The organism is Streptomyces sp. NPDC017936 (assembly GCF_044328485.1).
Taxonomy (GTDB): Bacteria; Actinomycetota; Actinomycetes; order Streptomycetales; family Streptomycetaceae; genus Streptomyces.
Genome location: NZ_JBIRHK010000008.1, coordinates 78310 through 104234, shown reverse-complemented (window position 1 = coordinate 104234; position 25925 = coordinate 78310). Strand labels below are relative to the sequence as shown.

The 25925-nt window shown below is 73.0% G+C and carries 22 protein-coding genes; 21 read left to right on the top strand and 1 reads right to left on the bottom strand.

The genetic code is table 11. The features are described 5' to 3' along the window. Positions 1-5 precede the first annotated feature (5 nt). The 12 genes from ACH4F6_RS18275 (at position 6) to ACH4F6_RS18220 (ending at position 15096) form a co-directional block, all read left to right on the top strand. Positions 6-1292, top strand: coding sequence for a dihydroorotase (locus ACH4F6_RS18275; protein ID WP_397961224.1), 1287 nt, complete (start codon positions 6-8; stop codon positions 1290-1292). After that, positions 1289-1858, top strand: a complete 570-nt coding sequence (locus ACH4F6_RS18270; protein WP_397961223.1) for a hypothetical protein — start codon at positions 1289-1291, stop codon at positions 1856-1858. The genes ACH4F6_RS18275 and ACH4F6_RS18270 overlap by 4 nt, the downstream gene beginning before the upstream one ends. Continuing rightward, entirely contained in the window at positions 1855-3012 is a 1158-nt protein-coding gene (gene carA, locus ACH4F6_RS18265) for a glutamine-hydrolyzing carbamoyl-phosphate synthase small subunit (RefSeq protein ID WP_397961221.1), read from the top strand. The genes ACH4F6_RS18270 and carA overlap by 4 nt, the downstream gene beginning before the upstream one ends. After that, entirely contained in the window at positions 3005-6313 is a 3309-nt protein-coding gene (gene carB, locus ACH4F6_RS18260) for a carbamoyl-phosphate synthase large subunit (RefSeq protein ID WP_397961220.1), read from the top strand. Before carA ends, carB begins: the two co-directional genes overlap by 8 nt. A 58-nt stretch (positions 6314-6371) precedes the next feature. Next, entirely contained in the window at positions 6372-7478 is a 1107-nt protein-coding gene (locus ACH4F6_RS18255; RefSeq protein WP_397961218.1) for a quinone-dependent dihydroorotate dehydrogenase, read from the top strand. Beyond that, on the top strand, positions 7475-8317 hold the full coding sequence (gene pyrF / locus ACH4F6_RS18250) for an orotidine-5'-phosphate decarboxylase (RefSeq protein ID WP_397961217.1): 843 nt from the start codon (positions 7475-7477) through the stop codon (positions 8315-8317). Before ACH4F6_RS18255 ends, pyrF begins: the two co-directional genes overlap by 4 nt. 278 nt (positions 8318-8595) lie before the next feature. Next, complete coding sequence (locus tag ACH4F6_RS18245) at positions 8596-8919, top strand: integration host factor (protein WP_189936491.1); 324 nt, start codon at positions 8596-8598, stop codon at positions 8917-8919. 60 nt (positions 8920-8979) lie between these two features. Continuing rightward, positions 8980-9573 (top strand): guanylate kinase, encoded by a 594-nt coding sequence (gene gmk, locus ACH4F6_RS18240; RefSeq protein ID WP_397961216.1) that lies wholly within the window; start codon positions 8980-8982, stop codon positions 9571-9573. Between the two features lie 67 nt (positions 9574-9640). Continuing rightward, positions 9641-9913: a DNA-directed RNA polymerase subunit omega gene (gene rpoZ, locus ACH4F6_RS18235; RefSeq protein ID WP_003977348.1), complete on the top strand. Its 273-nt coding sequence runs from the start codon at positions 9641-9643 to the stop codon at positions 9911-9913. 158 nt (positions 9914-10071) lie between these two features. Next, entirely contained in the window at positions 10072-11274 is a 1203-nt protein-coding gene (gene coaBC, locus ACH4F6_RS18230) for a bifunctional phosphopantothenoylcysteine decarboxylase/phosphopantothenate--cysteine ligase CoaBC (protein WP_397961215.1), read from the top strand. 239 nt (positions 11275-11513) lie between these two features. After that, the gene (metK, locus tag ACH4F6_RS18225) at positions 11514-12722 is read left to right on the top strand and encodes a methionine adenosyltransferase (protein ID WP_397961214.1); all 1209 of its coding nucleotides are present in this window, start codon (positions 11514-11516) and stop codon (positions 12720-12722) included. A gap of 223 nt (positions 12723-12945) precedes the next feature. After that, positions 12946-15096 (top strand): primosomal protein N', encoded by a 2151-nt coding sequence (locus tag ACH4F6_RS18220; protein ID WP_397961213.1) that lies wholly within the window; start codon positions 12946-12948, stop codon positions 15094-15096. Positions 15097-15800: 704 nt separating this feature from the next. On the opposite strand, the gene ACH4F6_RS18215 is transcribed toward ACH4F6_RS18220, so the two are convergent. Continuing rightward, positions 15801-16343 (bottom strand): hypothetical protein, encoded by a 543-nt coding sequence (locus ACH4F6_RS18215; RefSeq protein WP_397961212.1) that lies wholly within the window; start codon positions 16341-16343, stop codon positions 15801-15803. 333 nt (positions 16344-16676) lie between these two features. On the opposite strand from ACH4F6_RS18215, the gene fmt reads away from it, so the two are divergent. From fmt to ACH4F6_RS18170, 9 genes are all read left to right on the top strand, one after another. Further along, positions 16677-17609, top strand: coding sequence for a methionyl-tRNA formyltransferase (gene fmt, locus ACH4F6_RS18210; protein WP_397961211.1), 933 nt, complete (start codon positions 16677-16679; stop codon positions 17607-17609). An 87-nt stretch (positions 17610-17696) separates the two neighbouring features. After that, complete coding sequence (locus ACH4F6_RS18205) at positions 17697-19121, top strand: RsmB/NOP family class I SAM-dependent RNA methyltransferase (RefSeq protein WP_397961210.1); 1425 nt, start codon at positions 17697-17699, stop codon at positions 19119-19121. Between the two features lie 170 nt (positions 19122-19291). Next, complete coding sequence (gene rpe, locus ACH4F6_RS18200; protein ID WP_397961209.1) at positions 19292-19978, top strand: ribulose-phosphate 3-epimerase; 687 nt, start codon at positions 19292-19294, stop codon at positions 19976-19978. A 78-nt stretch (positions 19979-20056) separates the two neighbouring features. After that, complete coding sequence (locus ACH4F6_RS18195) at positions 20057-21100, top strand: sugar-binding transcriptional regulator (protein WP_397961208.1); 1044 nt, start codon at positions 20057-20059, stop codon at positions 21098-21100. Between the two features lie 77 nt (positions 21101-21177). Then, complete coding sequence (locus tag ACH4F6_RS18190) at positions 21178-21489, top strand: barstar family protein (protein ID WP_397961207.1); 312 nt, start codon at positions 21178-21180, stop codon at positions 21487-21489. A gap of 170 nt (positions 21490-21659) precedes the next feature. Further along, positions 21660-23102: a GuaB1 family IMP dehydrogenase-related protein gene (locus ACH4F6_RS18185; RefSeq protein ID WP_397961524.1), complete on the top strand. Its 1443-nt coding sequence runs from the start codon at positions 21660-21662 to the stop codon at positions 23100-23102. A 117-nt stretch (positions 23103-23219) separates the two neighbouring features. Then, entirely contained in the window at positions 23220-23687 is a 468-nt protein-coding gene (locus ACH4F6_RS18180) for a GNAT family N-acetyltransferase (protein WP_397961205.1), read from the top strand. A gap of 236 nt (positions 23688-23923) precedes the next feature. After that, positions 23924-25402: an amino acid permease gene (locus ACH4F6_RS18175; RefSeq protein WP_397961204.1), complete on the top strand. Its 1479-nt coding sequence runs from the start codon at positions 23924-23926 to the stop codon at positions 25400-25402. Positions 25403-25412: 10 nt separating this feature from the next. Then, the gene (locus ACH4F6_RS18170; protein WP_397961203.1) at positions 25413-25865 is read left to right on the top strand and encodes an Lrp/AsnC family transcriptional regulator; all 453 of its coding nucleotides are present in this window, start codon (positions 25413-25415) and stop codon (positions 25863-25865) included. The last annotated feature ends 60 nt before the right edge of the window (positions 25866-25925 follow it).

Below are 25925 nucleotides of genomic sequence, written 5' to 3'. Positions count from 1 at the left end.
CGACCATGAGCAAGATCCTGATCCGTGGTGCGAGGGTGCTGGGCGGCGAGCCGCAGGACGTCCTGATCGACGGCGAGGTCGTCGAGGCCGTGGGCAGCGGGCTGTCCGCCGGGGGCGCCGAGGTCGTGGAGGCCGGCGGCAAGGTGCTGCTGCCGGGCCTGGTCGACCTGCACACCCATCTGCGCGAGCCCGGCCGCGAGGACTCCGAGACCGTCCTGACCGGCACCCGCGCGGCTGCCTCCGGCGGCTACACGGCCGTGTTCGCCATGGCCAACACCTTCCCGGTCGCCGACACCGCCGGCGTCGTCGAGCAGGTCTACCGGCTCGGGCAGGAGCACGGCTACTGCGACGTGCAGCCCATCGGCGCCGTCACCGTCGGCCTGGAGGGCAGGAAGCTCGCCGAGCTGGGCGCCATGCACGAGTCGGCGGCCGGCGTCACCGTCTTCTCCGACGACGGCAAGTGCGTCGACGACGCCGTGATCATGCGGCGGGCGCTGGAGTACGTGAAGGCCTTCGACGGGGTCGTCGCCCAGCACGCGCAGGAGCCGCGGCTGACCGAGGGCGCCCAGATGAACGAGGGCGTCGTCTCCGCCGAGCTCGGTCTCGGCGGCTGGCCGGCCGTCGCCGAGGAGTCGATCATCGCCCGGGACGTCCTGCTCGCCGAGCACGTCGGCTCCCGCGTCCACATCTGCCACCTGTCGACCGCCGGGTCGGTCGAGATCGTCCGCTGGGCGAAGTCCCGCGGCATCCGGGTCACCGCCGAGGTCACCCCGCACCACCTGCTCCTCACCGACGAGCTGGTGCGCAGCTACAACCCGGTCTACAAGGTCAACCCGCCGCTGCGCACCGAGCGTGACGTGCTCGCGCTGCGCGAGGCGCTCGCCGACGGCACCATCGACATCGTCGCCACCGACCACGCCCCCCACCCGCACGAGGACAAGGACTGCGAGTGGGCCGCGGCCGCCATGGGCATGGTCGGCCTGGAGACCGCGCTGTCGGTGGTCCAGGAGACCATGGTGGAGACCGGGCTCCTCGACTGGGCCGGGGTCGCCGACCGCATGTCCTTCCAGCCGGCGCGGATCGGCCGGGCGAAGGGCCACGGGCGTCCCGTCTCGGCAGGTGAGCCCGCCAACCTCACGCTCGTCGACACGGCATACCGTGGGTCGGTGGACCCCGCGGGCTTCGCCTCGCGCAGCCGCAACACCCCGTACGAGGGGCGTGAGCTGCCGGGCCGTGTGACGCACACCTGGCTCCGGGGCAAGGCCACGCTCGTCGACGGGAAGCTCACGTGACACCTGTAATCCTGCTCGCGGCCGAGAAGGAATCGGCCGAAGTGACCGACTGGGCCGCCCGCATCGGCTGGGTCGTCGGCCTCGCCCTGTTCGTCGCGCTCGTCTACTGGCTGATGCGCGAGGGCTGGAAGTGGCGCGGCACCCTCCAGGGCGATCTGCCCGAGCTGCCTGGCGCGCCGGACGACCCCGGTCCCGCCAGACTGACCATGAGCGGCCGCTACCACGGCTCCACCACCGCCGGACAGTGGCTCGACCGCATCGTGGCGCACGGCCTGGGCACCCGAAGCCGGGTCGAGCTCACGCTGACCGACGCGGGACTGGACGTCGTACGCCCCGGGGCGGCCGACTTCTTCATCCCGGCCGGAGCCCTGCGCGAGGCCGTGCTCGGCAAGGGCATCGCCGGCAAGGTCCTCACCGAGGGCGGACTGCTCGTGGTGACCTGGGCGCACGGCGACAAACTGATCGACTCCGGTTTCCGCTCGGACCACGCGGCCGAGCACGGCGAGTGGGTCGACGCCATCAACTCCATGATCGAAACAACCACCAGGGAAGGCGCCGAACGATGACGACCTCCATCCAGGGGACCGCCTCCCAGAGGCACAAGGCGGCTCCCGCCGTACTCGTCCTGGAGGACGGCCGGGTCTTCCACGGCCGCGCCTACGGGGCCGTGGGGGAGACCTTCGGCGAGGCGGTGTTCTCCACCGGCATGACCGGCTACCAGGAGACCCTGACCGATCCGTCGTACGACCGTCAGATCGTCGTGGCGACCGCCCCGCAGATCGGCAACACCGGCTGGAACGACGAGGACGACGAGTCAGGCCGCATCTGGGTCTCCGGCTACGTCGTGCGCGACCCCGCGCGCGTGCCCTCCAACTGGCGCGCCAAGCGCTCCCTCGACGACGAGCTGGCCGCCCAGGGCGTCGTCGGCATCTCCGGCATCGACACCCGGGCGCTCACCCGCCACCTGCGCGAGCGCGGCTCCATGCGCGCCGGCATCTTCTCCGGCGAGGCCCTCGGCCCCGAGACCGAGCTCGTCGCGCGCGTGCAGTCCCAGCCGCACATGAAGGGCGCGAGCCTCTACGAGGAGGTCGCCACCCAGGAGGCGTACGTCGTCCCGGCGGTCGGCGAGAAGCGGTTCACCGTGGCCGCGATCGACCTCGGCATCAAGGGCATGACCCCGCACCGCATGGCCGAGCGCGGCATCGAGGTGCACGTCCTGCCGGCGACGGCCACCGCGGACGAGGTGTACGCCGTGGACCCCGACGGCGTGTTCTTCTCCAACGGCCCCGGCGACCCGGCCACCGCCGACGGCCCGGTCGCGCTGATGACCGAGGTGCTGGAGCGCAGGACGCCCCTGTTCGGCATCTGCTTCGGCAACCAGATCCTCGGCCGCGCCCTCGGCTTCGGCACCTACAAGCTGAAGTACGGCCACCGCGGCATCAACCAGCCGGTCCAGGACCGTACGACCGGCAAGGTCGAGGTCACCGCGCACAACCACGGCTTCGCCGTGGACGCGCCGCTCGACAAGGTCAGCGAGACCAAGTTCGGCCGCGCCGAGGTCTCCCACGTCTGCCTGAACGACGACGTCGTGGAGGGGCTCCAGCTGCTCGACCAGCCGGCCTTCTCCGTCCAGTACCACCCCGAAGCGGCCGCCGGCCCGCACGACGCCGCCTACCTGTTCGACCGCTTCGTATCCCTGATGGAGGGCCAGCGTGCCTAAGCGCACCGATATCCAGTCCGTCCTGGTCATCGGCTCCGGCCCGATCGTCATCGGCCAGGCCGCCGAGTTCGACTACTCCGGCACCCAGGCGTGCCGCGTCCTGCGCGCCGAGGGCCTGCGCGTCGTCCTCGTCAACTCCAACCCGGCGACGATCATGACCGACCCGGAGATCGCCGACGCCACCTACGTCGAGCCGATCACCCCGGAGTTCGTCGAGAAGATCATCGCCAAGGAGCGGCCCGACGCCCTGCTGCCCACCCTGGGCGGCCAGACGGCCCTCAACACCGCCATCTCGCTGCACGAGAACGGCGTCCTGGAGAAGTATGGCGTCGAGCTGATCGGCGCCAACGTGGCCGCCATCCACAAGGGCGAGGACCGCGACCAGTTCAAGGAGGTCGTGGAGGAGGTCCGCCGCAAGATCGGGCACGGCGAGTCCGCCCGCTCGGTGATCTGCCACTCCATGGACGACGTCCTCGAGGGCGTCGACACCCTCGGCGGCTACCCGGTCGTCGTCCGCCCGTCCTTCACCATGGGCGGCGCCGGCTCCGGCTTCGCCCACGACGAGGAGGAGCTGCGCCGCATCGCCGGCCAGGGCCTCACGCTCTCCCCGACCACCGAGGTGCTCCTGGAGGAGTCCATCCTCGGCTGGAAGGAGTACGAGCTGGAGCTGATGCGCGACAAGCACGACAACGTCGTGGTCGTCTGCTCCATCGAGAACTTCGACCCGATGGGCGTCCACACCGGCGACTCGATCACCGTCGCCCCCGCGATGACGCTCACCGACCGCGAGTACCAGATCCTGCGCGACATCGGCATCGCCGTCATCCGCGAGGTCGGCGTCGACACCGGCGGCTGCAACATCCAGTTCGCGGTGAACCCCGAGGACGGCCGGGTCATCGTCATCGAGATGAACCCGCGTGTGTCGCGGTCCTCGGCGCTCGCCTCCAAGGCGACCGGCTTCCCCATCGCCAAGATCGCCGCCAAGCTCGCCGTCGGCTACACCCTCGACGAGATCCCGAACGACATCACGCAGGAGACCCCGGCCTCCTTCGAGCCGACGCTCGACTACGTGGTCGTCAAGGCCCCGCGCTTCGCCTTCGAGAAGTTCCCGCAGGCCGACTCCACGCTGACCACGACCATGAAGTCGGTCGGCGAGGCCATGGCCATCGGCCGCAACTTCACCGAGGCCTTCCAGAAGGCGCTGCGCTCGCTGGAGAAGAAGGGCAGCCAGTTCACCTTCGTCGGCGACCCCGGCGACAAGGACGAGCTGCTGCGCGAGGCCGTCCGGCCCACCGACGGCCGGATCAACACCGTCATGCGGGCCATCCGCGCGGGCGCCACCCCGGAGGAGGTCTTCGACTACACGAAGATCGACCCCTGGTTCGTCGACCAGCTCTTCCTGATCAAGGAGATCGCCGACGAGCTGGCCGCCGCCGACCGCCTGGACGCCGAACTGCTCGCCGAGGCCAAGCGGCACGGCTTCTCCGACCTCCAGATCGCCGAGATCCGCGGACTGCGCGAGGACGTCGTCCGCGAGGTCCGGCACTCCCTCGGCGTCCGCCCGGTCTACAAGACGGTCGACACCTGCGCCGCCGAGTTCGCCGCGAAGACGCCGTACTTCTACTCCTCCTACGACGAGGAGAGCGAGGTCGCGCCGCGCGAGAAGCCGGCCGTCATCATCCTGGGCTCCGGCCCGAACCGCATCGGCCAGGGCATCGAGTTCGACTACTCCTGCGTCCACGCCTCCTTCGCGCTGTCCGACGCCGGGTACGAGACCGTGATGGTCAACTGCAACCCGGAGACCGTCTCCACCGACTACGACACCTCCGACCGGCTGTACTTCGAGCCGCTCACGCTCGAGGACGTGCTGGAGATCGTCCACGCCGAGGCGCAGGCCGGCCCGATCGCCGGCGTCGTCGTCCAGCTCGGCGGCCAGACGCCGCTGGGCCTCGCGCAGGCGCTGAAGGACAACGGCGTGCCGATCGTCGGCACCTCCCCGGAGGCCATCCACGCCGCCGAGGACCGGGGCGCCTTCGGACAGGTGCTCGCCGAGGCGGGCCTGCCGGCCCCGAAGCACGGCACGGCCACCACCTTCGCCGAGGCCAAGGCCATCGCGGACGAGATCGGCTACCCGGTCCTCGTGCGGCCGTCGTACGTCCTCGGCGGCCGCGGCATGGAGATCGTCTACGACGAGACCCGGCTGTCCTCCTACATCGCCGAGTCGACCGAGATCAGCCCCACCCGGCCGGTCCTCGTCGACCGCTTCCTCGACGACGCCATCGAGATCGACGTCGACGCGCTCTACGACGGCGAGGAGCTCTACCTCGGCGGTGTCATGGAGCACATCGAGGAGGCCGGCATCCACTCCGGCGACTCGGCGTGCGCCCTGCCCCCGATCACGCTCGGCGGCTTCGACATCAAGCGCCTGCGCGCCTCGACCGAGGCCATCGCCAAGGGCGTCGGCGTGCGCGGCCTGATCAACATCCAGTTCGCGATGGCCGGCGACATCCTCTACGTCCTGGAGGCCAACCCGCGCGCGTCCCGCACGGTCCCCTTCACCTCGAAGGCGACCGCGGTGCCGCTGGCGAAGGCCGCCGCCCGGATCTCCCTGGGCGCGACCGTCGCCGAGCTGCGCGCCGAGGGTCTGCTCCCGGCCACCGGCGACGGCGGCGAACTGCCGCTGGACGCGCCGATCTCCGTCAAGGAGGCCGTGATGCCGTGGACCCGCTTCCGCGACACCTCCGGCCGCGGCGTCGACACCGTCCTCGGCCCGGAGATGCGCTCCACCGGCGAGGTCATGGGCATCGACTCGGTCTTCGGCACGGCGTACGCCAAGTCGCAGGCGGGCGCCTACGGGCCGCTGCCGACCAAGGGCCGCGCGTTCATCTCGGTCGCCAACCGCGACAAGCGCTCGATGATCTTCCCGGCGCGCGAGCTGGTCGCCCACGGCTTCGAGCTGCTCGCCACCTCCGGCACCGCCGAGGTCCTCAAGCGCAACGGCATCAACGCCACCGTCGTGCGCAAGCAGTCCGAGGGCACCGGCCCGAACGGCGAGAAGACCATCGTCCAGCTCATCCACGACGGCGAGGTCGACCTCATCGTCAACACCCCGTACGGCACCGGCGGCCGCCTCGACGGCTACGAGATCCGCACGGCGGCCGTGGCGCGGTCCGTGCCGTGCCTGACGACGGTCCAGGCGCTCGCCGCCGCCGTCCAGGGCATCGACGCCCTCAACCACGGCGACGTGGGCGTCCGCTCGCTCCAGGAACACGCGGAACACCTGACCGCGGCCCGCGACTAGCAGCCCACGAGGGGGACACCGGAAACGGTGTCCCCCTCCGTATGAGGACACGTCTGAGATGTACAAGCTTTTCTTCCGTCTGGTGTTCGCCCGGATGGATCCGGAGCAGGCCCACCACCTGGCCTTCCGGTGGATCCGCCTCGCCGCCCGCGTCCCCGTGCTGCGCACCTTCGCCGCGGCCGCCCTCGCCCCCCGCCACAAGGAGCTGCGCACGGAGGCCTTCGGGCTGCGCATGCACGGCCCCTTCGGACTCGCCGCCGGCTTCGACAAGAACGCCGTCGCCGTCGACGGCATGTCGATGCTGGGCTTCGACCACGTCGAGATCGGCACGGTCACCGGGGAGCCGCAGCCCGGCAATCCCAGGAAGCGGCTCTTCCGGCTGGTGCCGGACCGGGCGCTGATCAACCGCATGGGCTTCAACAACGAGGGTTCCCTGGCGGTCGCCGCCCGCCTGGCCTCCCGCGAGCCCGTCTTCAGGACGGTCGTGGGCGTCAACATCGGCAAGACCAAGGTCGTCCCGGAGGCCGAGGCCGTCCTCGACTACGTGAAGTCGGCCGAGCGGCTCGCGCCGTACGCCGACTACCTCGTCGTGAACGTCTCCTCGCCGAACACGCCGGGACTGCGCAACCTCCAGGCCACCGAGTCGCTGCGCCCGCTGCTGAGCGCCGTCCGCGAGGCCGCCGACCGCACGGTCACCACGCGCCGGGTGCCGCTGCTCGTCAAGATCGCCCCGGACCTCGCCGACGAGGACGTCGACGCGGTCGCCGACCTGGCCGTCGAGCTCGGCCTGGACGGCATCATCGCCACGAACACCACCATCGCGCGTGAGGGCCTCGGCCTGCGGTCCGACCCCGCCCTGGTCGAGGAGACCGGCGGACTGTCCGGCGCGCCGCTGAAGGCGCGCTCCCTGGAGGTGCTGCGCCGCCTCTACGCGCGCGTGGGCGACCGCATCACCCTCGTGGGCGTCGGCGGCGTCGAGAACGCCGAGGACGCCTGGCAGCGCATCCTCGCCGGCGCCACGCTCGTCCAGGGCTACAGCGCCTTCGTCTACGAAGGGCCCTTCTGGGCCCGGGCGATCCACAAGGGCCTCGCCGCACGCCTGCGCACGAGCCCGTACGCCACCCTGGCCGACGCCGTCGGCGCCGACGTGAGGAGCACGGCATGACCCTGGAGCCCTTCGGCGCGCGCCTGCGCCGGGCCATGGACGAGCGCGGCCCGCTCTGCGTCGGGATCGACCCGCACGCGTCCCTGCTGGCCGAATGGGGCCTGAACGACGACGTCGCCGGCCTGGAGCGGTTCAGCCGGACGGTCGTCGAGGCGATGGCCGACCGGGTGGCCGTCCTGAAGCCGCAGAGCGCCTTCTTCGAGCGGTTCGGCTCGCGGGGCGTCGCCGTCCTGGAGAAGTCGGTCGCCGAGGCGCGGGCCGCCGGGGCCCTGGTGGTGATGGACGCCAAGCGCGGCGACATCGGCTCCACCATGGCCGCGTACGCCGAGTCGTTCCTGCACAAGGACGCCCCGCTGTTCTCGGACGCCCTCACCGTCTCGCCGTACCTCGGGTACGGCTCGCTCAGCCCGGCGGTCGCGCTGGCGCGCGAGAGCGGCGCCGGGCTGTTCGTGCTGGCGCTGACCTCCAACCCGGAGGGCGGCGAGGTGCAGCACGCGGTGCGGGCCGACGGGCGGACCGTGGGCGCGACGATGCTGGCCCACCTGGCCGCCGAGAACGCGGGGGAGGAGCCGCTGGGCTCCTTCGGCGCGGTCGTCGGCGCCACGCTGGGCGACCTGTCTACGTACGACCTCGACATCAACGGCCCCCTCCTCGCGCCCGGCATCGGGGCGCAGGGGGCGACCGCGGGCGACCTCCGCCGTGTCTTCGGGGCGGCGGTGCGCAACGTCGTGCCGAACGTGAGCCGTGGAGTGTTGCGCCACGGTCCCGACGTCGTCGCTCTGCGTGACGCCGCGGAGCGGTTCGCGGAAGAGGTCAGGGCCGCGGTCGCGGCCGGCTGAGTCCGGCCGGCCGCCCGACCGGGGGTTCCGGCGGGCGGCCGGGGGCCGGCTTGAGCCTGGATACATTCTCAAATCCGGGGCATTATGTCCTAAATATCCGTCCTGGCGGAGGCTGACCAGGACTTTTCCGCTGTTCTCGCTGACTCTGGCTGAGTTGGCCGCTAGTCTCCGACGGAGAGTGAACGGGCAAGCGTGTTGCTCGTGGCTCCCCAGGTGTGGGGCGACTAGGTTCCTCACCGGTCCGTATCCGACAGTTCGACATCCGAGGTGACGTAGGCGTGGCTCTTCCGCCCCTTACCCCCGAACAGCGCGCAGCCGCGCTCGAAAAGGCCGCCGCGGCTCGCCGGGAGCGGGCCGAGGTCAAGAATCGACTGAAGCACTCCGGCGCCTCCCTTCACGAGGTCATCAAGCAGGGCCAGGAGAACGACGTCATCGGCAAGATGAAGGTCTCCGCACTGCTCGAGTCCCTTCCCGGCGTGGGCAAGGTCCGCGCCAAGCAGATCATGGAGCGACTCGGCATCTCCGAGAGCCGTCGCGTGCGCGGCCTCGGGTCCAACCAGATCGCGTCCCTGGAGCGTGAGTTCGGCGACACCGCCAAGTGAGTCCGGGGTGCTCCGGGCGGAGAGTCCCGGGCACCGCGGGACAACTGGAATAATCGCTGCATGGCAGTAACACCCCGGGGGACGACCCCCGAACCCCCGGACGCACGTCCGCGGCTGACCGTGCTCTCCGGCCCCTCCGGGGTCGGCAAGAGCACGGTCGTCGCCCATATGCGCAAGGAACACCCCGAGCTCTGGCTCTCGGTGTCGGCGACGACCCGCACACCCCGCCCCGGCGAGCAGCACGGAGTCCACTACTTCTTCGTCACCGACGACGAGATGGACAAGCTGATCGCCAACGGCGAACTGCTGGAGTGGGCCGAGTTCGCCGGCAACCGCTACGGCACTCCGCGGGCCGCCGTGCTGGAGCGGCTGGAGGCGGGCGAGCCCGTCCTCCTGGAGATCGACCTCCAGGGCGCGCGGCAGGTCCGTGAGTCCATGCCCGAGGCCCAGCTGGTGTTCCTGGCTCCCCCCTCCTGGGAGGAACTGGTGCGCAGGCTCACCGGGCGGGGCACCGAGCCGCCCGAGGTGATCGAGCGCCGCCTGGAGGCGGCGAAGGTCGAACTGGCGGCCGAGCCGGAGTTCGACGTGACCCTGGTCAACACCTCCGTCGAGGACGTGGCGCGTGAGCTGCTAGCCTTGACGGATGTTGTGTGATCGCGGTCAGCGTGATCCGTACCGTGTGATCACGGCCATTCTTTTCCCATCCATCGGAAGGTAGAGCGTGTCCTCTTCCATCTCCGCGCCCGAGGGCATCATCAACCCGCCGATCGACGAGCTCCTCGAGGCCACCGACTCGAAGTACAGCCTCGTGATCTACGCGGCCAAGCGGGCCCGTCAGATCAACGCGTACTACTCGCAGCTCGGTGAGGGCCTCCTCGAGTACGTCGGTCCGCTCGTCGACACCCACGTCCACGAGAAGCCGCTCTCGATCGCTCTCCGCGAGATCAACGCGGGGCTGCTGACGTCCGAGGCCATCGAGGGACCGGCTCAGTAGTATTTTCAGCTTGCAAGTGGTTTTTCCACAGGCCCGGCAGCACGACTGCCGGGCCTGTGGTCTGCTCGGGGGTGCGGGGTCGTCCCTGCCGTGGTGCAGCATGGACACATGCGCCGGGAGAGCCGCGGCGTACGTTTTCCGAGGTCCGGGGAGAGACGGTGGACAAGCCGAAGGTCGTTCTGGGGGTCAGCGGTGGCATCGCCGCCTACAAGGCCTGTGAGCTGCTGCGCAGACTGACGGAATCCGGCCATGACGTGCGGGTCGTGCCCACCGCCTCCGCGCTGCACTTCGTCGGCGCCGCGACCTGGTCCGCCCTCTCGGGGCACCCGGTCTCCACGGAGGTCTGGGACGACGTGCACGAGGTCCCCCACGTCCGCACCGGCCAGCAGGCCGACCTGGTGGTCGTCGCCCCCGCCACCGCGGACATGCTCGCGAAGGCCGCCCACGGACTGGCCGACGACCTGCTGACGAACACCCTGCTCACCGCCCGCTGCCCGGTCGTCTTCGCCCCGGCGATGCACACGGAGATGTGGGAGCACCCGGCCACCCAGGAGAACGTGGCGACGCTGCGCCGCCGCGGCGCCGTCGTGATCGAGCCGGCCGTCGGCCGCCTCACCGGCGTCGACACCGGCAAGGGACGGCTGCCCGACCCCGCCGAGATCTTCGAGATCTGCCGCCGTGTGCTGGCCAGGGGCGTGCGCGAGCCCGACCTCGCCGGCCGGCACGTCGTCGTGAGCGCCGGCGGCACCCGTGAGCCCCTCGACCCCGTCCGCTTCCTGGGCAACCGTTCCTCCGGCAAGCAGGGCTACGCCCTCGCCCGCACCGCCGCCGCCCGGGGCGCCCGGGTCACGCTGATCGCGGCGAACACCGGCCTGCCCGACCCCGCGGGCGTCGACGTCGTGCGGGCCGGGACGGCCGTGCAGCTGCGCGAGGCGGTGCTGAAGGCGGCCGCCGACGCCGACGCGGTCGTGATGGCGGCGGCCGTGGCCGACTTCCGGCCGGAGACCTACGCCGCCGGCAAGATCAAGAAGAAGGACGGACAGGACCCCGACCCGATCGTCCTCGTACGGAATCCGGACATCCTCGCGGAGCTCTCCGCCGACCGCGCCCGCCCCGGACAGGTGGTCGTCGGCTTCGCCGCGGAGACGGACGACGTCCTCGCCAACGGCCGGACGAAACTGCGCCGCAAGGGGTGCGATCTGCTGGTGGTGAACGAGGTGGGGGAGCGCAGGACCTTCGGCTCGGAGGAGAACGAGGCCGTCGTACTGGGCGCCGACGGCAGCGAGACCCCGGTGCCGCACGGGCCCAAGGAAGCCCTGGCCGAAATCGTGTGGGACCTGGTGACGGCACGGCTGAGCTGACTGTTTGATGCGCTCGCCGTTCCCTCGTACGCCGCTCGATTCGGGCGTGGCGACCCTGGCCAACGGCACTGGGCATTCGGCAGAATGCCCGTGCCGCAGGTCACAGCGCTCCCGAGAGGCGAGACGGGTGGGCCGGTGGTCGGGCTCGACCGATAAACTGTTCCCGGACGACGCCGGGCGCAGCTCCCGTCGCGTCCGCCAATGATCAGCCAGCAGCCGCTGCAACCCCAGGGAGCGTTGTGTCCCGTCGCCTGTTCACTTCGGAGTCCGTGACCGAGGGTCACCCCGACAAGATCGCTGACCAGATCAGCGACACCATCCTCGACGCGCTGCTGCGTGAGGACCCGACGTCCCGCGTCGCCGTCGAGACCCTGATCACGACCGGTCTGGTGCACGTGGCCGGTGAGGTCACCACCGCGGCGTACGCGCCGATTCCCCAGCTCGTGCGCGACAAGATCCTCGAGATCGGCTACGACTCCTCGAAGAAGGGCTTCGACGGCGCCTCCTGCGGCGTGTCGGTGTCCATCGGCGCGCAGTCCCCGGACATCGCCCAGGGTGTCGACACGGCGTACGAGTCCCGGGTGGAGGGCGACGACGACGAGCTGGACCGGCAGGGCGCCGGTGACCAGGGCCTGATGTTCGGCTACGCGTCCGACGAGACGCCGACGCTGATGCCGCTGCCGATCTTCCTGGCGCACCGCCTGTCCAAGCGCCTGTCGGACGTCCGCAAGAACGGCACCATCCCCTACCTGCGTCCGGACGGAAAGACGCAGGTCACCATCGAGTACGACGGTGACAAGGCGGTCCGTCTGGACACGGTCGTGGTGTCCTCGCAGCACGCGTCGGACATCGACCTGGAGTCCCTGCTGGCGCCCGACATCCGCGAGTTCGTGGTGGAGCCGGAGCTGAGGGCGCTCCTCGACGAGGGCATCAAGCTCGACACCGAGAACTACCGCCTGCTGGTCAACCCCACCGGCCGCTTCGAGATCGGCGGCCCGATGGGCGACGCCGGCCTGACCGGTCGCAAGATCATCATCGACACCTACGGCGGTTTCGCCCGGCACGGCGGCGGCGCCTTCTCCGGCAAGGACCCGTCCAAGGTGGACCGCTCGGCGGCGTACGCGATGCGCTGGGTCGCCAAGAACGTGGTCGCCGCGGGGCTGGCCGCGCGCTGCGAGGTGCAGGTCGCGTACGCGATCGGCAAGGCCGAGCCGGTGGGCCTGTTCGTCGAGACCTTCGGCACCCACACGATCGACCCGGAGAAGATCGAGAAGGCCATCGACGAGGTCTTCGACCTGCGTCCGGCCGCGATCATCCGCGACCTCGACCTGCTCCGCCCGATCTACGCCCAGACCGCCGCGTACGGCCACTTCGGCCGTGAGCTGCCCGACTTCACCTGGGAGCGCACCGACCGCGTGGACGCCCTGCGGGAGGCCGCGGGGCTGTAAGTCCCGCCGCGACAGCTGGTGCCCGAGGCCCGGCACCCCTTCGGGGGCGCCGGGCCTCGGTGTCGTACCGGCCCGCGGCGCTGACGGGCGCGCGGCGGCTCCCGGGCCTGCGGCCGCGGTGCGCGCGAGGACCTCGCCCGCGTCCGCGACCAGCGGAGCCGCACGGTGGCGGCGGCCGGCCGGGTCGGGGCCGTTGTCAGTGGCGTTTGGAAGAATGCAAGGCGTGAGCAGCGAGAACGGGCAGGGGGGCGGTGGCGGGGAGGGGGCGCCGCCGGAGCAGCTCGCGCTGATCCGGGAGAGCGTGCGGCAGGCCAAGGTGCCCCGGGCCAAGCCGCGGACGTGGCGGGGGGCCGCCCTGGCCGAGCGGTTGCCGGTCGCGCGGGTGCTGGTCGACAAGGGAGCGCTGCATCTCGACCGGTACTTCGACTACGCGGTGCCGGCCGAGCTGGACGCCGACGCCCAGCCGGGGGTGCGGGTGCGGGTGCGCTTCGGGGCCGGGCGCGGGCGGGTGCGTGAGGGGCGGCGCGAGGGCGGGGGGCTCATCGACGGGTTCCTGGTCGAGCGGCTCGCCGCGTCCGACTACTCCGGGCCGCTGGCCGCCCTCGCCCAGGTGGTGTCGCCGGAGCCGGTGCTGGGCCCCGAGCTGCTGGGGCTGGCGCGGGCCGTCGCCGACCGGTACGCGGGGAGCCTGGCGGACGTGCTGCAGCTGGCCGTGCCGCCGCGCAGCGCCCGGGCCGAGCAGCGGCCCTCGCCCGCGCCGCTGCCCCCGCCGGGGCCGCCGGCGCCGGGAACCTGGGTGCGGTACGAGCGCGGGGACGTCTTCCTGCGGGCACTGGCGTCGGGGGCGTCCCCGCGGGCCGTGTGGAACGCGCTGCCCGGGCCCGAGTGGAGTGAGGAGCTGGCGCGTGCCGTCGCCGCGACGCTGGCCTCCGGGCGCGGGGCCCTCGTCGTCGTTCCCGACGGACGGGCCGCCGCCCGGGTGGACGGCGCGCTGACCGGTGTGCTGGGTGAGGGGCGGCACGCGCTGCTCACCGCCGACGCCGGGCCGGAGAAGCGGTACCGGGAGTGGCTCGCCGTGCGGCGCGGGTCGGTGCGGGCCGTCGTCGGGACGCGGGCCGCCATGTTCGCGCCGGTGCGGGACCTCGGGCTGGTGGCCGTCTGGGACGACGGGGACGACAGCCACGCCGAGCAGCACGCCCCGCAGCCGCATGCGCGGGACGTGCTGCTGCTGCGGGCCGCGCAGGACAGGTGCGCCTTCCTCCTGGGGGGATGGAGCTGCACCGTCGAGGGCGCGCAGCTCGTCGAGAGCGGATGGGCCCGGCCGCTGGTCGCAGCCCGGGAGCAGGTGCGGCGTGCGGCTCCGCTGGTGCGGACCGTGGGCGACCAGGACCTCGCGCGCGACGAGGCGGCCCGGGCCGCCCGGCTGCCCACGCTCGCCTGGCAGGCGGTCCGGGAAGGGCTGCGGCACGGGCCGGTGCTCGTCCAGGTGCCGCGGCGGGGGTACGTGCCGCGGATGGCGTGCGCCGGCTGCCGGGCGCCGGCGCGCTGCCGGCACTGTTCCGGGCCGTTGGAGGCGCGGGACGGCGGGACGCTGGCGTGCGGGTGGTGCGGACGGGAGGAGAGCGCCTGGCACTGCCCGGAGTGCGGGGGCTTCCGGCTGCGGGCGCAGGTCGTCGGGGCACGGCGGACCGCCGAGGAGCTGGGGCGGGCGTTTCCCGCCGTCCCGGTGCGGACGTCGGGGCGTGAGCAGGTGCTGGACACCGTGCCGGGGACGCCCGCGCTCGTCGTGAGCACGCCCGGCGCGGAGCCGGTCGCCGAGGGCGGGTACGCGGCGGCCCTGCTGCTGGACGGCTGGGCCATGCTCGCGCGGCCCGACCTGCGGGCCGGCGAGGACGCGCTGCGGCGGTGGATCGCGGCCGCCTCGCTGGTACGGCCGCAGGGGGAGGGCGGGACGGTGGTCGTGGTCGCCGAACCGACCCTGCGGCCGGTGCAGGCGCTGGTGCGGTGGGATCCCGTCGGCCATGCCGTGCGGGAGCTCGCCGAGCGGGCCGAACTGGGGTTCCCGCCGGTGTCGCGGATGGCTGCGGTGGCGGGGCAGGGGGAGGCCGTGGCCGCCTTCCTGGGGACCGTGGACCTGCCCCGGGAGGCCGAGGTGCTGGGGCCCGTGCCGCTGCCGGTCACCCCTGCGGGCCGGGCACGGCGGCCGGGGGCGCCGCCGCCCGGCGAGCAGTGGGAGCGGGCGCTGATCCGGGTGCCGCCCGGGAGGGGGGCCGCGCTGGCCGCCGCCCTCAAGGCCGCGCAGGCCGCGCGGATGGCCCGGGGGAGCGGGGGAGCGCCGGTGTGGGTGCGGATCGATCCGCCCGACATCGGGTGAGACCTGCCCGGCACACCGGACGGGACCTGTCCGACGCCGGGTCAGCCCGGCCGACGTGTGGGAGACCTGCCGGGCAGGGGGGCGGGACACCCGGTACCGGGGGATCCCGTCGGCCGCGCTGGTTCCGCCCGGCCGGGTGAGGCCGGCTCCGGGTGAGCAGCGCCCGCAGCGGCAGCAGGCGGGCCGCTCGCACCCCGCGGGAGGTGTCCGCACGGCGTGGGCCCGCGTCGAGTGGGTTGCGCCCGCACCGGGCGGGCCCCGCTTGCCGTGAGCGGACCTCGCTCGCCGTCGGCCCGGGCTGTGCTCGTGCCCGGTGGGTTGTGCGCGCACCGGGCGGGCCTTCCTTGCCGTGAGCGGACCTCGCTCGCACCGAGTAGGCCTGGCTCGTGCTCGGTGTGCTGTGCGCGCACCGGGCGGGCCTCGCTTGCGGTGAGCGGACCTCGCTCGCCGTCGGCCCGGGCTGTGCTCGTGCTCGGTGGGTTGTGCGCGCACCGGGCGGGCCTCGCTTGCGGTGAGCGGACCTCGCTCGCCGTCGGCCCGGGCTGTGCTCGTGCCCGGTGTGCTGTGTCCGTGTCGGGTGTGCTGTGCCCGCGCTCGGTGCGGTCCGGCCCGTGCCGGTGAGCTCGTGGCCGCGGTGGCGGGGCCCGGCATGCGGCTGCCCTCTCGGGCGGGTGCCGAGGGGGCGGTTCGGAGGTCCGGCCGGGTCAGCCGTTGCGCGGGCCGGGGACGGCCGACGGCCTCGCCTCGTCGCGCAGGGACGGGCTGCCCGCCGTCGGCTGGGTCGGCATCGAGCGGGCGGCGGGGACCGTCGGCACCGCGGCGATCCCGGCGCCGACGTTGACCGTGCGGGTGCCCGGCTGCTCCGCCGTGCGGTCGGCCTCCGCGCCGGCCTGGGCCGCGGCGCGGCGGGAGCCGTAGCGCCGGTGGACGGCCTGCTTGGTGACGCCGAGCGCGGAGCCCACCGCGTCCCACGAGAAGCCGAGCGAGCGGTCGAAGTCGACCGCCGCGGTGACCAGGGTCTCGACGCTGTCCCGCAACTCCTGCGCCAGGCGGACCGTGGGGGCGGGCGCGCGCCCGTAGACGACGAAGCCCGTGGAGGGGCCGGAGCGGCGCGGGCGGTAGACGTTGCCCAACTGAGCGGTCAGGGTACGCAGCGCGTCCACCTGCCGGCGGACCCGCTCGATGTCCCGCACCAGCAAGTGCAGGCTGGCCCGGGCCTGGGCGTCGTGGGTTGCGTGGTCGGCCATGAACAAGCCTCTCGAACCGGCGTTGAAGACAAAGGGTCGGACGGCTGTGGGGAGCGGTCCGGTGTGGTCAACTCTTTCTTGACCAACGCGGGTTCGCTCCGCGGGTCACGGTGTGGGGGCGTATGGGCATATGCCCATGCCCCCGGCGGGGGTGCCGGCCCGGCGTCCGGCGGGGTCCCGGCCCGGCCTCCGGCGGGGTCCCGGCCCGGCCTCCGGCCCTCGCCCTCTTCCGCCTCCCGTCGTGGAGCAGCGCCGTCGGCGGCTTTCCCCTCCCGGCGCAATAAACTTGTGCGTCGCCCGCCGTCCGATCCCTCCGAGAGGCCCGTCCCACCCATGAAGCTCGTCTTCGCCGGTACCCCCGAGGTCGCCGTTCCCGCTCTGGACGCCCTGATCGCCTCCGGGCGGCACGACGTGGCCGCCGTCGTCACGCGGCCCGACGCTCCGGCCGGGCGGGGGCGCAGGCTGGTCGCGTCTCCCGTGGCCCAGCGGGCCGAGGAGGCCGGGATCGAGGTGCTGAAGCCGGCCAGGCCGCGGGAGCCGGAGTTCCTGGAGCGCCTCAAGGAGATCGCCCCGGACTGCTGCCCCGTCGTCGCCTACGGCGCCCTGCTGCCCAAGCCGGCCCTCGACATCCCGGCCCACGGCTGGGTCAACCTGCACTTCTCGCTGCTGCCGGCCTGGCGCGGGGCGGCCCCCGTCCAGCACGCCATCATGGCGGGGGACGAGATCACCGGCGCCTCCACCTTCCTCATCGAGGAGGGCCTCGACTCCGGGCCGGTCTACGGGACGGTCACGGAGGAGATCCGGCACACCGACACCAGCGGGGACCTGCTGACCCGGCTCGCGTTCGCGGGCGCCGGGCTGCTCGCCGCCACCATGGACGGCATCGAGGACGGCTCGCTGAAGGCCGTGCCGCAGCCGAACGAGGGCGTCACCCTCGCCCCGAAGATCACCGTCGAGGACGCGCACGTCGACTGGCGCGCCCCGGCGCTGCGCGTGGACCGGGTGGTGCGCGGGTGCACGCCCGCCCCCGGCGCCTGGACGGTCTTCCGGGGCGAGCGGCTGAAGCTGATCCAGGTGCAGCCGGTTCCGGGCCGCGACGACCTCGCCCCCGGCGCGCTGGCCGTCGGCAAGAACAGCGTCCACGTCGGCACCGGCTCGTACGCCGTCGAGCTGCTGTGGGTGCAGGCGCAGGGCAAGAAGCCGATGCGGGCGGCCGACTGGGCCCGCGGGGTGCGGATCGCGGACGGCGAGCGCGTCGGGGCGTAGCCGCGGCGTGACGGTCCCGCACGGCCCCCGACCCGTGCGACGTACGCTGGGGGCGTCTTCCTTCCTGCGATCCGGAGCACCTTTTTCGTGAGCGACCAGCCCCGCCCTCCCCGTCCGCGTTCCACCGGCAAGCCCCACCGGCGGCCCAAGAAGGACCCCGTCCGCGTCCTCGCCTTCGAGGCGCTGCGGGCCGTGGACGAGCGGGACGCGTACGCCAACCTGGTGCTGCCGCCGCTGCTGCGCAAGGCGCGCGAGAGCGGGGACTTCGACGGGCGGGACGCCGCGCTCGCCACCGAGCTGGTGTACGGCACGCTGCGGCGGCAGGGGACGTACGACGCGATCATCGCCGCGTGCGTCGACCGGCCGCTGCGCGAGGTCGACCCGCCCGTGCTCGACGTGCTCGGCCTCGGGGCGCACCAGCTGCTCGGGACCCGGATCCCCACGCACGCCGCCGTCTCCGCCTCCGTCGAACTGGCCCGGGTGGTGCTCGGCGACGGGCGGGCCAAGTTCGTCAACGCCGTGCTGCGCAAGATCGCGCAGCACGACCTCGACGCGTGGATCGAGCGGGTCGCGCCTCCTTACGACGACGACCCCGAGGACCACCTCGCCGTGGTGCACTCGCACCCGCGGTGGGTCGTCTCCGCGCTGTGGGACTCCCTCGGCGGCGGGCGGGCCGGCATCGAGGACCTGCTGGAGGCGGACAACGAGCGGCCGGAGGTCACCCTGGTCGCCCGCCCCGGGCGGGCCACGGTCGACGAACTGCTGGGCGAGGAGGCCGCCGAGCCGGGGCGTTGGTCGCCGTACGCGGTCCGGCTCACGGAGGGCGGCGAGCCCGGGGCCGTGGAGGCCGTGCGGGAGGGACGCGCGGGGGTGCAGGACGAGGGGAGCCAGCTGGTGGCGCTGGCCCTGGCCGGCGCGCCGCTCGACGGGCCCGACGAGCGGTGGCTCGACGGATGCGCCGGGCCCGGCGGCAAGGCGGCGCTGCTGGCGGCCCTCGCGGCCCAGCGCGGCGCCGTGCTGCTCGCCTCCGAGAAGCAGCCGCACCGGGCCGGGCTCGTGGCCAGGGCCCTCGACGGCAACCCCGGGCCCTACCAGGTCATCGCCGCCGACGGGACCCGTCCGCCGTGGCGGCCCGGCTCCTTCGACCGCGTGCTGATGGACGTGCCCTGCACCGGGCTCGGCGCCCTGCGGCGGCGCCCCGAGGCGCGCTGGCGGCGCCGGCCGGAGGACCTCGACGGCTTCGGGCCCCTGCAGCGCGGGCTGCTGCGGACCGCGCTGGAGTCCGTACGGGTCGGGGGCGTCGTCGGATACGCCACCTGCTCGCCCCACCTCGCCGAGACCCGGGCCGTCGTCGCCGACGTCCTCAAGCAGCACCCGGAGGCCGAGCTGATCGACGCCCGGCCCCTGCTGCCCGGCGTACCGGCCCTCGGCGAGGGGCCCGACGTGCAGCTGTGGCCGCATCTGCACGGGACCGACGCGATGTATCTGGCGATCCTCCGCCGGACCGGCTGACCTGCGGTTCCGCGACCCTCGCGGTGCGGGACCCCCGGCCGTGCGCGGTACCCGCGTGGCCGGGGCGCGGACAGCCGCCCGACCGGCCGCGCACGGGTCGCGCCGTTCCCCGGCCGCACCGATCCGGGACCGATGCCGCCAACCCCCACCGGGCATGGCAGGCTTGGGTCATGGCCGCGCAGATCAACCCCAGCATCCTGTCCGCCGACTTCGCCCGCCTCGCGGACGAGGCCAAGGCGGTCGAGGGAGCCGACTGGCTCCACGTCGACGTCATGGACAACCATTTCGTCCCGAACCTCACGCTCGGGGTGCCGGTCGTGGAGTCGCTGGCCCGTGCGACGGACACCCCGCTGGACTGCCACCTGATGATCGAGGACCCCGACCGGTGGGCCCCGCAGTACGTCGAGGCGGGCGCCTCCTCCGTGACGTTCCACGTCGAGGCGGCCGCGGCGCCGGTGCGCCTGGCGCGCGAGATCCGGGCGAAGGGCGCCCGTGCCTCCATGGCGCTGAAGCCCGCGACGCCGATCGAGCCGTTCGAGGACCTGCTGCCCGAGCTCGACATGCTGCTGATCATGACGGTGGAGCCGGGCTTCGGCGGCCAGGCCTTCCTCGACATCATGCTCCCCAAGATCCGCCGCACCCGCGAGCTGATCGGCAAGCACGGCCTGCAGCTGTGGCTCCAGGTCGACGGCGGCGTCTCGGCCGCCACGATCGAGCGGTGCGCCGAGGCCGGCGCGGACGTCTTCGTGGCCGGATCGGCGGTCTACGGGGCCGAGGACCCGGCCGAAGCGGTCCGTGTACTGCGCACGCAGGCGGAAGCGGCCACCGCCAAGGCGTCGTGGGCGTGCGACCACTGAGCCACAGCTGCATGAACGGCTCTCATCAGGGCTGATCGACCGCGCCGGATCTGCAAGGATGAACGGCGAATCCAGAGTGTGAACAGCAGTGAGGAGATCGCCGTGTCGGGTATGTCGGCGGGCCGGTCAGCCATGCGGATGGGACCCGCTGAGCTGGTGCAGGCGGCGGCCATGGCCCGCCGCTTCTACCTCGAGGGCAAGTCCAAGATCCAGATCGCGGAGGAGTTCGGCGTCAGCCGCTTCAAGGTGGCCCGGGTCCTGGAGACCGCTCTCGAACGGGATCTCGTGCGCATCGAGATCCGCGTGCCGGCCGAGCTGGACGCCGAGCGCTCCGACGCGCTCCGCGCCCGCTACGGCCTCCGGCACGCCGTCGTGGTCGAGTCCCCGGCCGACGTCGAGGAGTCGCCCGACCCCGAGAACCTGGGAGAGGTGGCCGCCGACCTGCTCGGCGAGCTCGTCAACGAGGGGGACGTCCTGGGCCTGGCCTGGGGCCGGTCCACGATCCACATGGCGGCGGCGCTGGACCGGCTGCCGCCGTGCACGGTGGTGCAGCTGACGGGTGTGTACGACGCCGGGACCGCCGAGCGCGGCTCGGTCGAGGCCGTCCGCCGCGCCGCCCAGGTGTCCGGCGGCGACGCGCACCCCATCTACGCGCCGATGCTGCTGCCGGACGCGGCCACCGCGGCCGCGCTGCGCCACCAGACCGGGATCGCCCGGGCCTTCGAGTACTTCGACAAGGTCACGGTCGCCTGTGTCTCCATCGGCTCCTGGGAACCGGGCATCTCGACGGTGCACGACATGCTCAGCGACGAGGAGCGGGCGCACTACGCCTCGCTCGGCGTCGCCGCCGAGATGTCCGCGCACCTCTTCGACGCCGAGGGCCGCCGGGTCGGGCGCGACCTGGGCGAGCGGTGCATCACGGTCAAGGCCGACCAGCTCCGCCGCGTCCCCGAGGTCGTCGCGATCGCGGGCGGGCAGCGCAAGGCGGCCGCGATCGACGCCGTGCTGCGGTCCGGGCTCGTCACCAGCCTGGTGACGGACACCTCGGCCGCGGACTACCTGATGACGGCCGGGCCGACGCCGAAGCCGGCGCTCAACCGGGCGGACCCCGACGGGGCCTGACGGACGGTCGGAAAGAGGGGGCGGCCGTCCGGGCCGTCCCCGTCGCCGGAACCACGACTCGCTCAGGCGGTGCCGAGATGACGGACCGGGTACTCACGCTGGACCTCGACGGGGTCGCGGACAAGGCGGACCTGATGGACCGCTGCGTCCGGGACCTGGAGCTGCCCGACTGGTTCGGCCGCAACTGGGACGCCCTCGCCGACAGCCTCACCGACCTCCCGGCCCGGCCCGGGACCGAGGGGCTGCTCGTCGTCGTACGGAACTGGCAGCCGTACGCGAAGGGGCGGCCGGAGCAGTGGGAGATCGCGCAGGAGGTGTTCTCCTCGGCGGTGGACCGGGCGCCCGCGCTCTCCGTCGTGCTCGCTCTCGGGGGTGAGCAGGGCGCTTGACCGCCCTGCGCGGCGGGTAGGCCTTGGATGTTCCTCCGAGGTCCCTCCGACCGGCCTGGATGATCGCCCCGGGCCGGACATGACGGTCTTCATGGGACAATCAAGTACGTGCTTTTCCCCCTGGCCGACCTGTCCGGGGGCCACCTCTGATCGACTGGGATGTGCAGCACGTGCGTTTCCTCAACGACATCCAGCCCGCGTACGACCTGACGTACGACGACGTCTTCATGGTGCCGAGCCGCAGCGCGGTCGGGTCGCGTCAAGGCGTGGACCTCACCTCCCCGGACGGCACGGGCACGACGATCCCGCTGGTCGTCGCCAACATGACGGCCGTCGCCGGACGCCGGATGGCCGAGACCGTGGCCCGGCGCGGCGGACTCGTGGTGATCCCGCAGGACATCCCGATCGACGTCGTCACCGACGTCATCTCCTGGGTCAAGAGCCGGCACCTGGTGCTGGACACGCCGATCGTGCTCGCCCCGCACCAGACCGTCGCCGACGCGCTGGCGCTGCTGCCCAAGCGCGCGCACAACGCGGGTGTCGTCGTCGACGGGGACCACCGGCCCGTCGGCGTCGTCACCGACGAGGACCTCACCGGCGTCGACCGCTTCACCCAGCTCGAAGTGATCATGTCCAAGGACCTGCTGCTCCTCGACGCCGGCATCGACCCGCGCGAGGCCTTCAACACCCTGGACGCGGCCAACCGGCGCTACGCCCCCGCGGTCGACGCGGACGGCAAGCTGGTCGGCATCCTCACCCGCAAGGGAGCCCTGCGCGCCACGCTGTACACGCCGGCCACCGACGCCCGGGGCCGTCTGCGGATAGCCGCCGCGGTCGGTGTCAACGGCGACTTCGCGGGCAAGGCCAAGCTGCTGCTCGACGCGGGCGTGGACACGCTCGTCATCGACACGGCCCACGGCCACCAGGAGTCGATGATCAACGCGATCAAGCTGGTCCGCGACCTCGACCCGCGGGTTCCGATCGCCGCGGGCAACATCGTCTCCGCCGAGGGCGTCAAGGACCTGGTCGACGCGGGCGCCGACATCATCAAGGTCGGCGTCGGCCCCGGCGCCATGTGCACCACCCGCATGATGACCGGCGTCGGCCGGCCGCAGTTCTCGGCCGTCCTGGAGTGCGCCGCCGAGGCCAGGAAGTACGGCAAGCACGTGTGGGCCGACGGCGGTGTCCGTCACCCGCGCGACGTCGCCATGGCGCTGGCCGCGGGCGCGTCCAACGTGATGATCGGCTCCTGGTTCGCGGGCACCTACGAGTCGCCGGGCGACCTCCAGCAGGACGCGAGCGGCCGCCTCTACAAGGAGTCGTTCGGCATGGCGTCCGCGCGCGCCGTGCGCAACCGCACGGCCGAGGAGTCGGCGTACGACCGCGCCCGCAAGGCCCTCTTCGAGGAGGGCATCTCCACCTCCCGGATGTTCCTCGACCCGGCCCGGCCGGGCGTCGAGGACCTGGTCGACTCGATCATCGCGGGCGTCCGCTCCTCCTGCACCTACGCCGGCGCCGCCTCCCTGGAGGAGTTCGCCGAGAAGGCCATCGTCGGCGTCCAGAGCGCCGCCGGCTACGCGGAGGGCAAGCCGCTGCACGCCAGCTGGAACTGATCCGGCGCCCCCCACGAGGCCCCCGCCGACCCGGGCACCGGGAAAACCGGGGGCCGCGCGCATGCCCGGGCGGCTGCGGTCACGGACAGGGAGATCTCCGTCTGCGGGGCCGCCGACGTGCCGCTCCTCGACCAGTACCTCGGCGCGCCCGGGGCGACGTCCTTCCCCGCCCGCCGGTTCGCACGCCAGGAGCGGGGCGAGAGCACCTGCCTGATCGCCTGGCCGGACGGGCGACCGGTCGGCCACGCGGAGACGCGCCGGATCGGCTGCGACGCCCCGGCCGTGCGCGCCGCACGGCCCGGTTGCCCCGAGATCGGCGGGCTCGGCGTGCGGCCCGAGGAACTGCGCTCGCGGGGCATCGGCACGGCGCCCGTGCGCGCCGCCGAGGACCTGGCCCGGCAACGGGGGATCACGGCCGTGGGCATCGGCGTCGCGAGGGACAACCCGCGCGCGGCCGCCCTCTACGCACGACCGGGGTACGAGCCCCTGACCGACCACCTCGACCGCTGGTCGTACGAGGACGTCGACGGCGTGCCGCACGCATGCGTCGACCCGTGCACCTTCCTCACCCGGGAACTGCGCTGACCGGCCGGTGCGCAACGGTCCGCGGTCCGCGCGCAACGAACACCCGCCCGCCTGTGAGGAACGCAACGATCGTGCGGTGACGCGCAAGGTTGCTGCATTACAACGGCAACGCTCCGCCTCATAGGGTCATGCGCTGTACGTGGCGTGGCAGGGACCCCGCTCGATGGGCCCCCGCTCGCGCGGGGCTGTCGTGCGGTCCCCGCCGCCCTGATCGGCAGCGACAAAGGAGTCAGCGCGTGCTCGACCAAGGCGCACCCCCGCAACAGCGCAGTCAGACCGCCCCCGCGTCCCCGGGGCCCGTCGCGCGCCTCATGCGGCGCAAGCCCGTGGAACGCCTGGTCGCCGAGGGTGGACAGGGCGAGGGAGGATCCCTCAGGCGCTCCCTCGGGCTGTGGCAGCTCACCATGATCAGCATCGGCGCGACGCTCGGCACGGGCATCTTCGTCGTCCTCGGGGAGGCGGTGCCGAAGGCCGGCCCCGCCGTCACCCTCTCCTTCGTGATCGCCGGACTCACGGCGCTCTTCTCGGCCCTGTCCTACGCGGAGCTGGCCGGCACCATCCCCGTCTCCGGCTCCTCGTACTCGTATGCGTACGCAACGATGGGCGAGCTGATCGCCTGGGTCTGCGGATGGTGTCTGGTCCTGGAGTACGGCGTGTCGGTGGCCGCGGTGGCCGTCGGCTGGGGCGAGTACCTCAACGAGCTGCTCGACGGGACCCTCGGCGTGACCATCCCGGACGCGCTCTCCGCGCCGCCCGGTGACGGAGGGGTCTTCAACCTGCCGGCGCTGATCGTCGTCCTGCTCGCGATGGCCTTCCTGCTCGGTGGGGCCCGCGAGTCGGCCCGCGCCAACACGGTCATGGTCGTCGTCAAGATCGCCGCGCTGGTGCTGTTCTGCGCGATCGGCGTCCAGGGCTTCCGCTCGGGCAACTACGAGAACTTCATGCCGCTCGGCATGGCCGGTGTCAGCGCCGCCGGGGCGACGCTCTTCTTCTCGTACATCGGTTTCGACGCCGCCTCCACCGCCGGCGAGGAGGCGAAGGACGCGCAGCGCGACCTGCCCCGCGCGATCATGCTGTCGCTGGTCATCGTCACCGCGCTGTACGTCCTCGTCGCCGCGGTCGCCATCGGCGCCAAGCCCTGGCGCGGCTTCACCGACTCCGAGGCCGCGCTCGCCCAGATCATGCGCGAGGTCACCGGACAGAGCTTCTGGGGCACGCTGCTGGCCTTCTGCGCCGTCGTCGCCATCGCCAGCGTCGTCCTGACCGTGCTCTACGGCCAGACCCGCATCCTCTTCGCGATGTCCCGGGACGGGCTCGTGCCCAAGGTCTTCTCCCGCGTCCACCCGAAGACCGGCGCGCCCCGCGCCAACACGCTGATCGTGTCCCTGTTCTGCGGCGTCCTGGCCGCCGCCGTCCCGCTCGGTCAGCTCGCCGACGCCACCAGCATCGGCACCCTCTTCGCCTTCGCGTTGGTCAACGTGGCCGTCGTGGTGCTGCGCCGGACGCGCCCGGAGATGCCGCGCACGTTCCGCGTCCCGCTGTCGCCGGTGCTGCCCGCGCTGGGCTTCGGCTTCTGCGTCTGGATGATGGGCAGCCTGTCCGCCGTCACCTGGGTGGTCTTCGGTGTCTGGATGGCGGTCGGGCTCGTGTTCTACTTCCTGTACGGCTACCGCCGCTCCCGACTCGCACCCTCTGCAGCATCAGAAGTGAAGTGAACCGACCGCAGTGCTGAACGATCTCGACGAACGCATCGTGCACGCCCTCGCCGAGGACGCCCGCCGCTCCTACGCGGACATCGGGCAGCTCGTCGGCCTCTCCGCGCCGGCCGTGAAGCGGCGCGTGGACCGGCTGCGCGCCACCGGCGCCATCACCGGTTTCACCGTGCGCGTCGACCCGGCGGCCCTCGGCTGGGAGACCGAGGGCTTCGTCGAGATCTACTGCCGCAGCAACACCTCGCCGGACACCATCCAGCGAGGCCTGGAGCGCTACCAGGAGGTCGTCGCCGCCTCCACCGTCACCGGGGAGGCGGACGCGATCGCGCAGGTCTTCGCCGCCGACATGCGCCACTTCGAGCGTGTGCTGGAGCGGATCGCGGGGGAGCCGTTCGTGGAGCGGACGAAGTCCGTGCTGGTGCTCTCGCCCCTGCTGCGGCGCTTCTCCTCCGGATCGCCCGCCTGAGGCCCCCGGGCCGCCCGCCACGGCCTCCGTCGTCCGTCCGGGCCACCCGCGTCAAAGCGG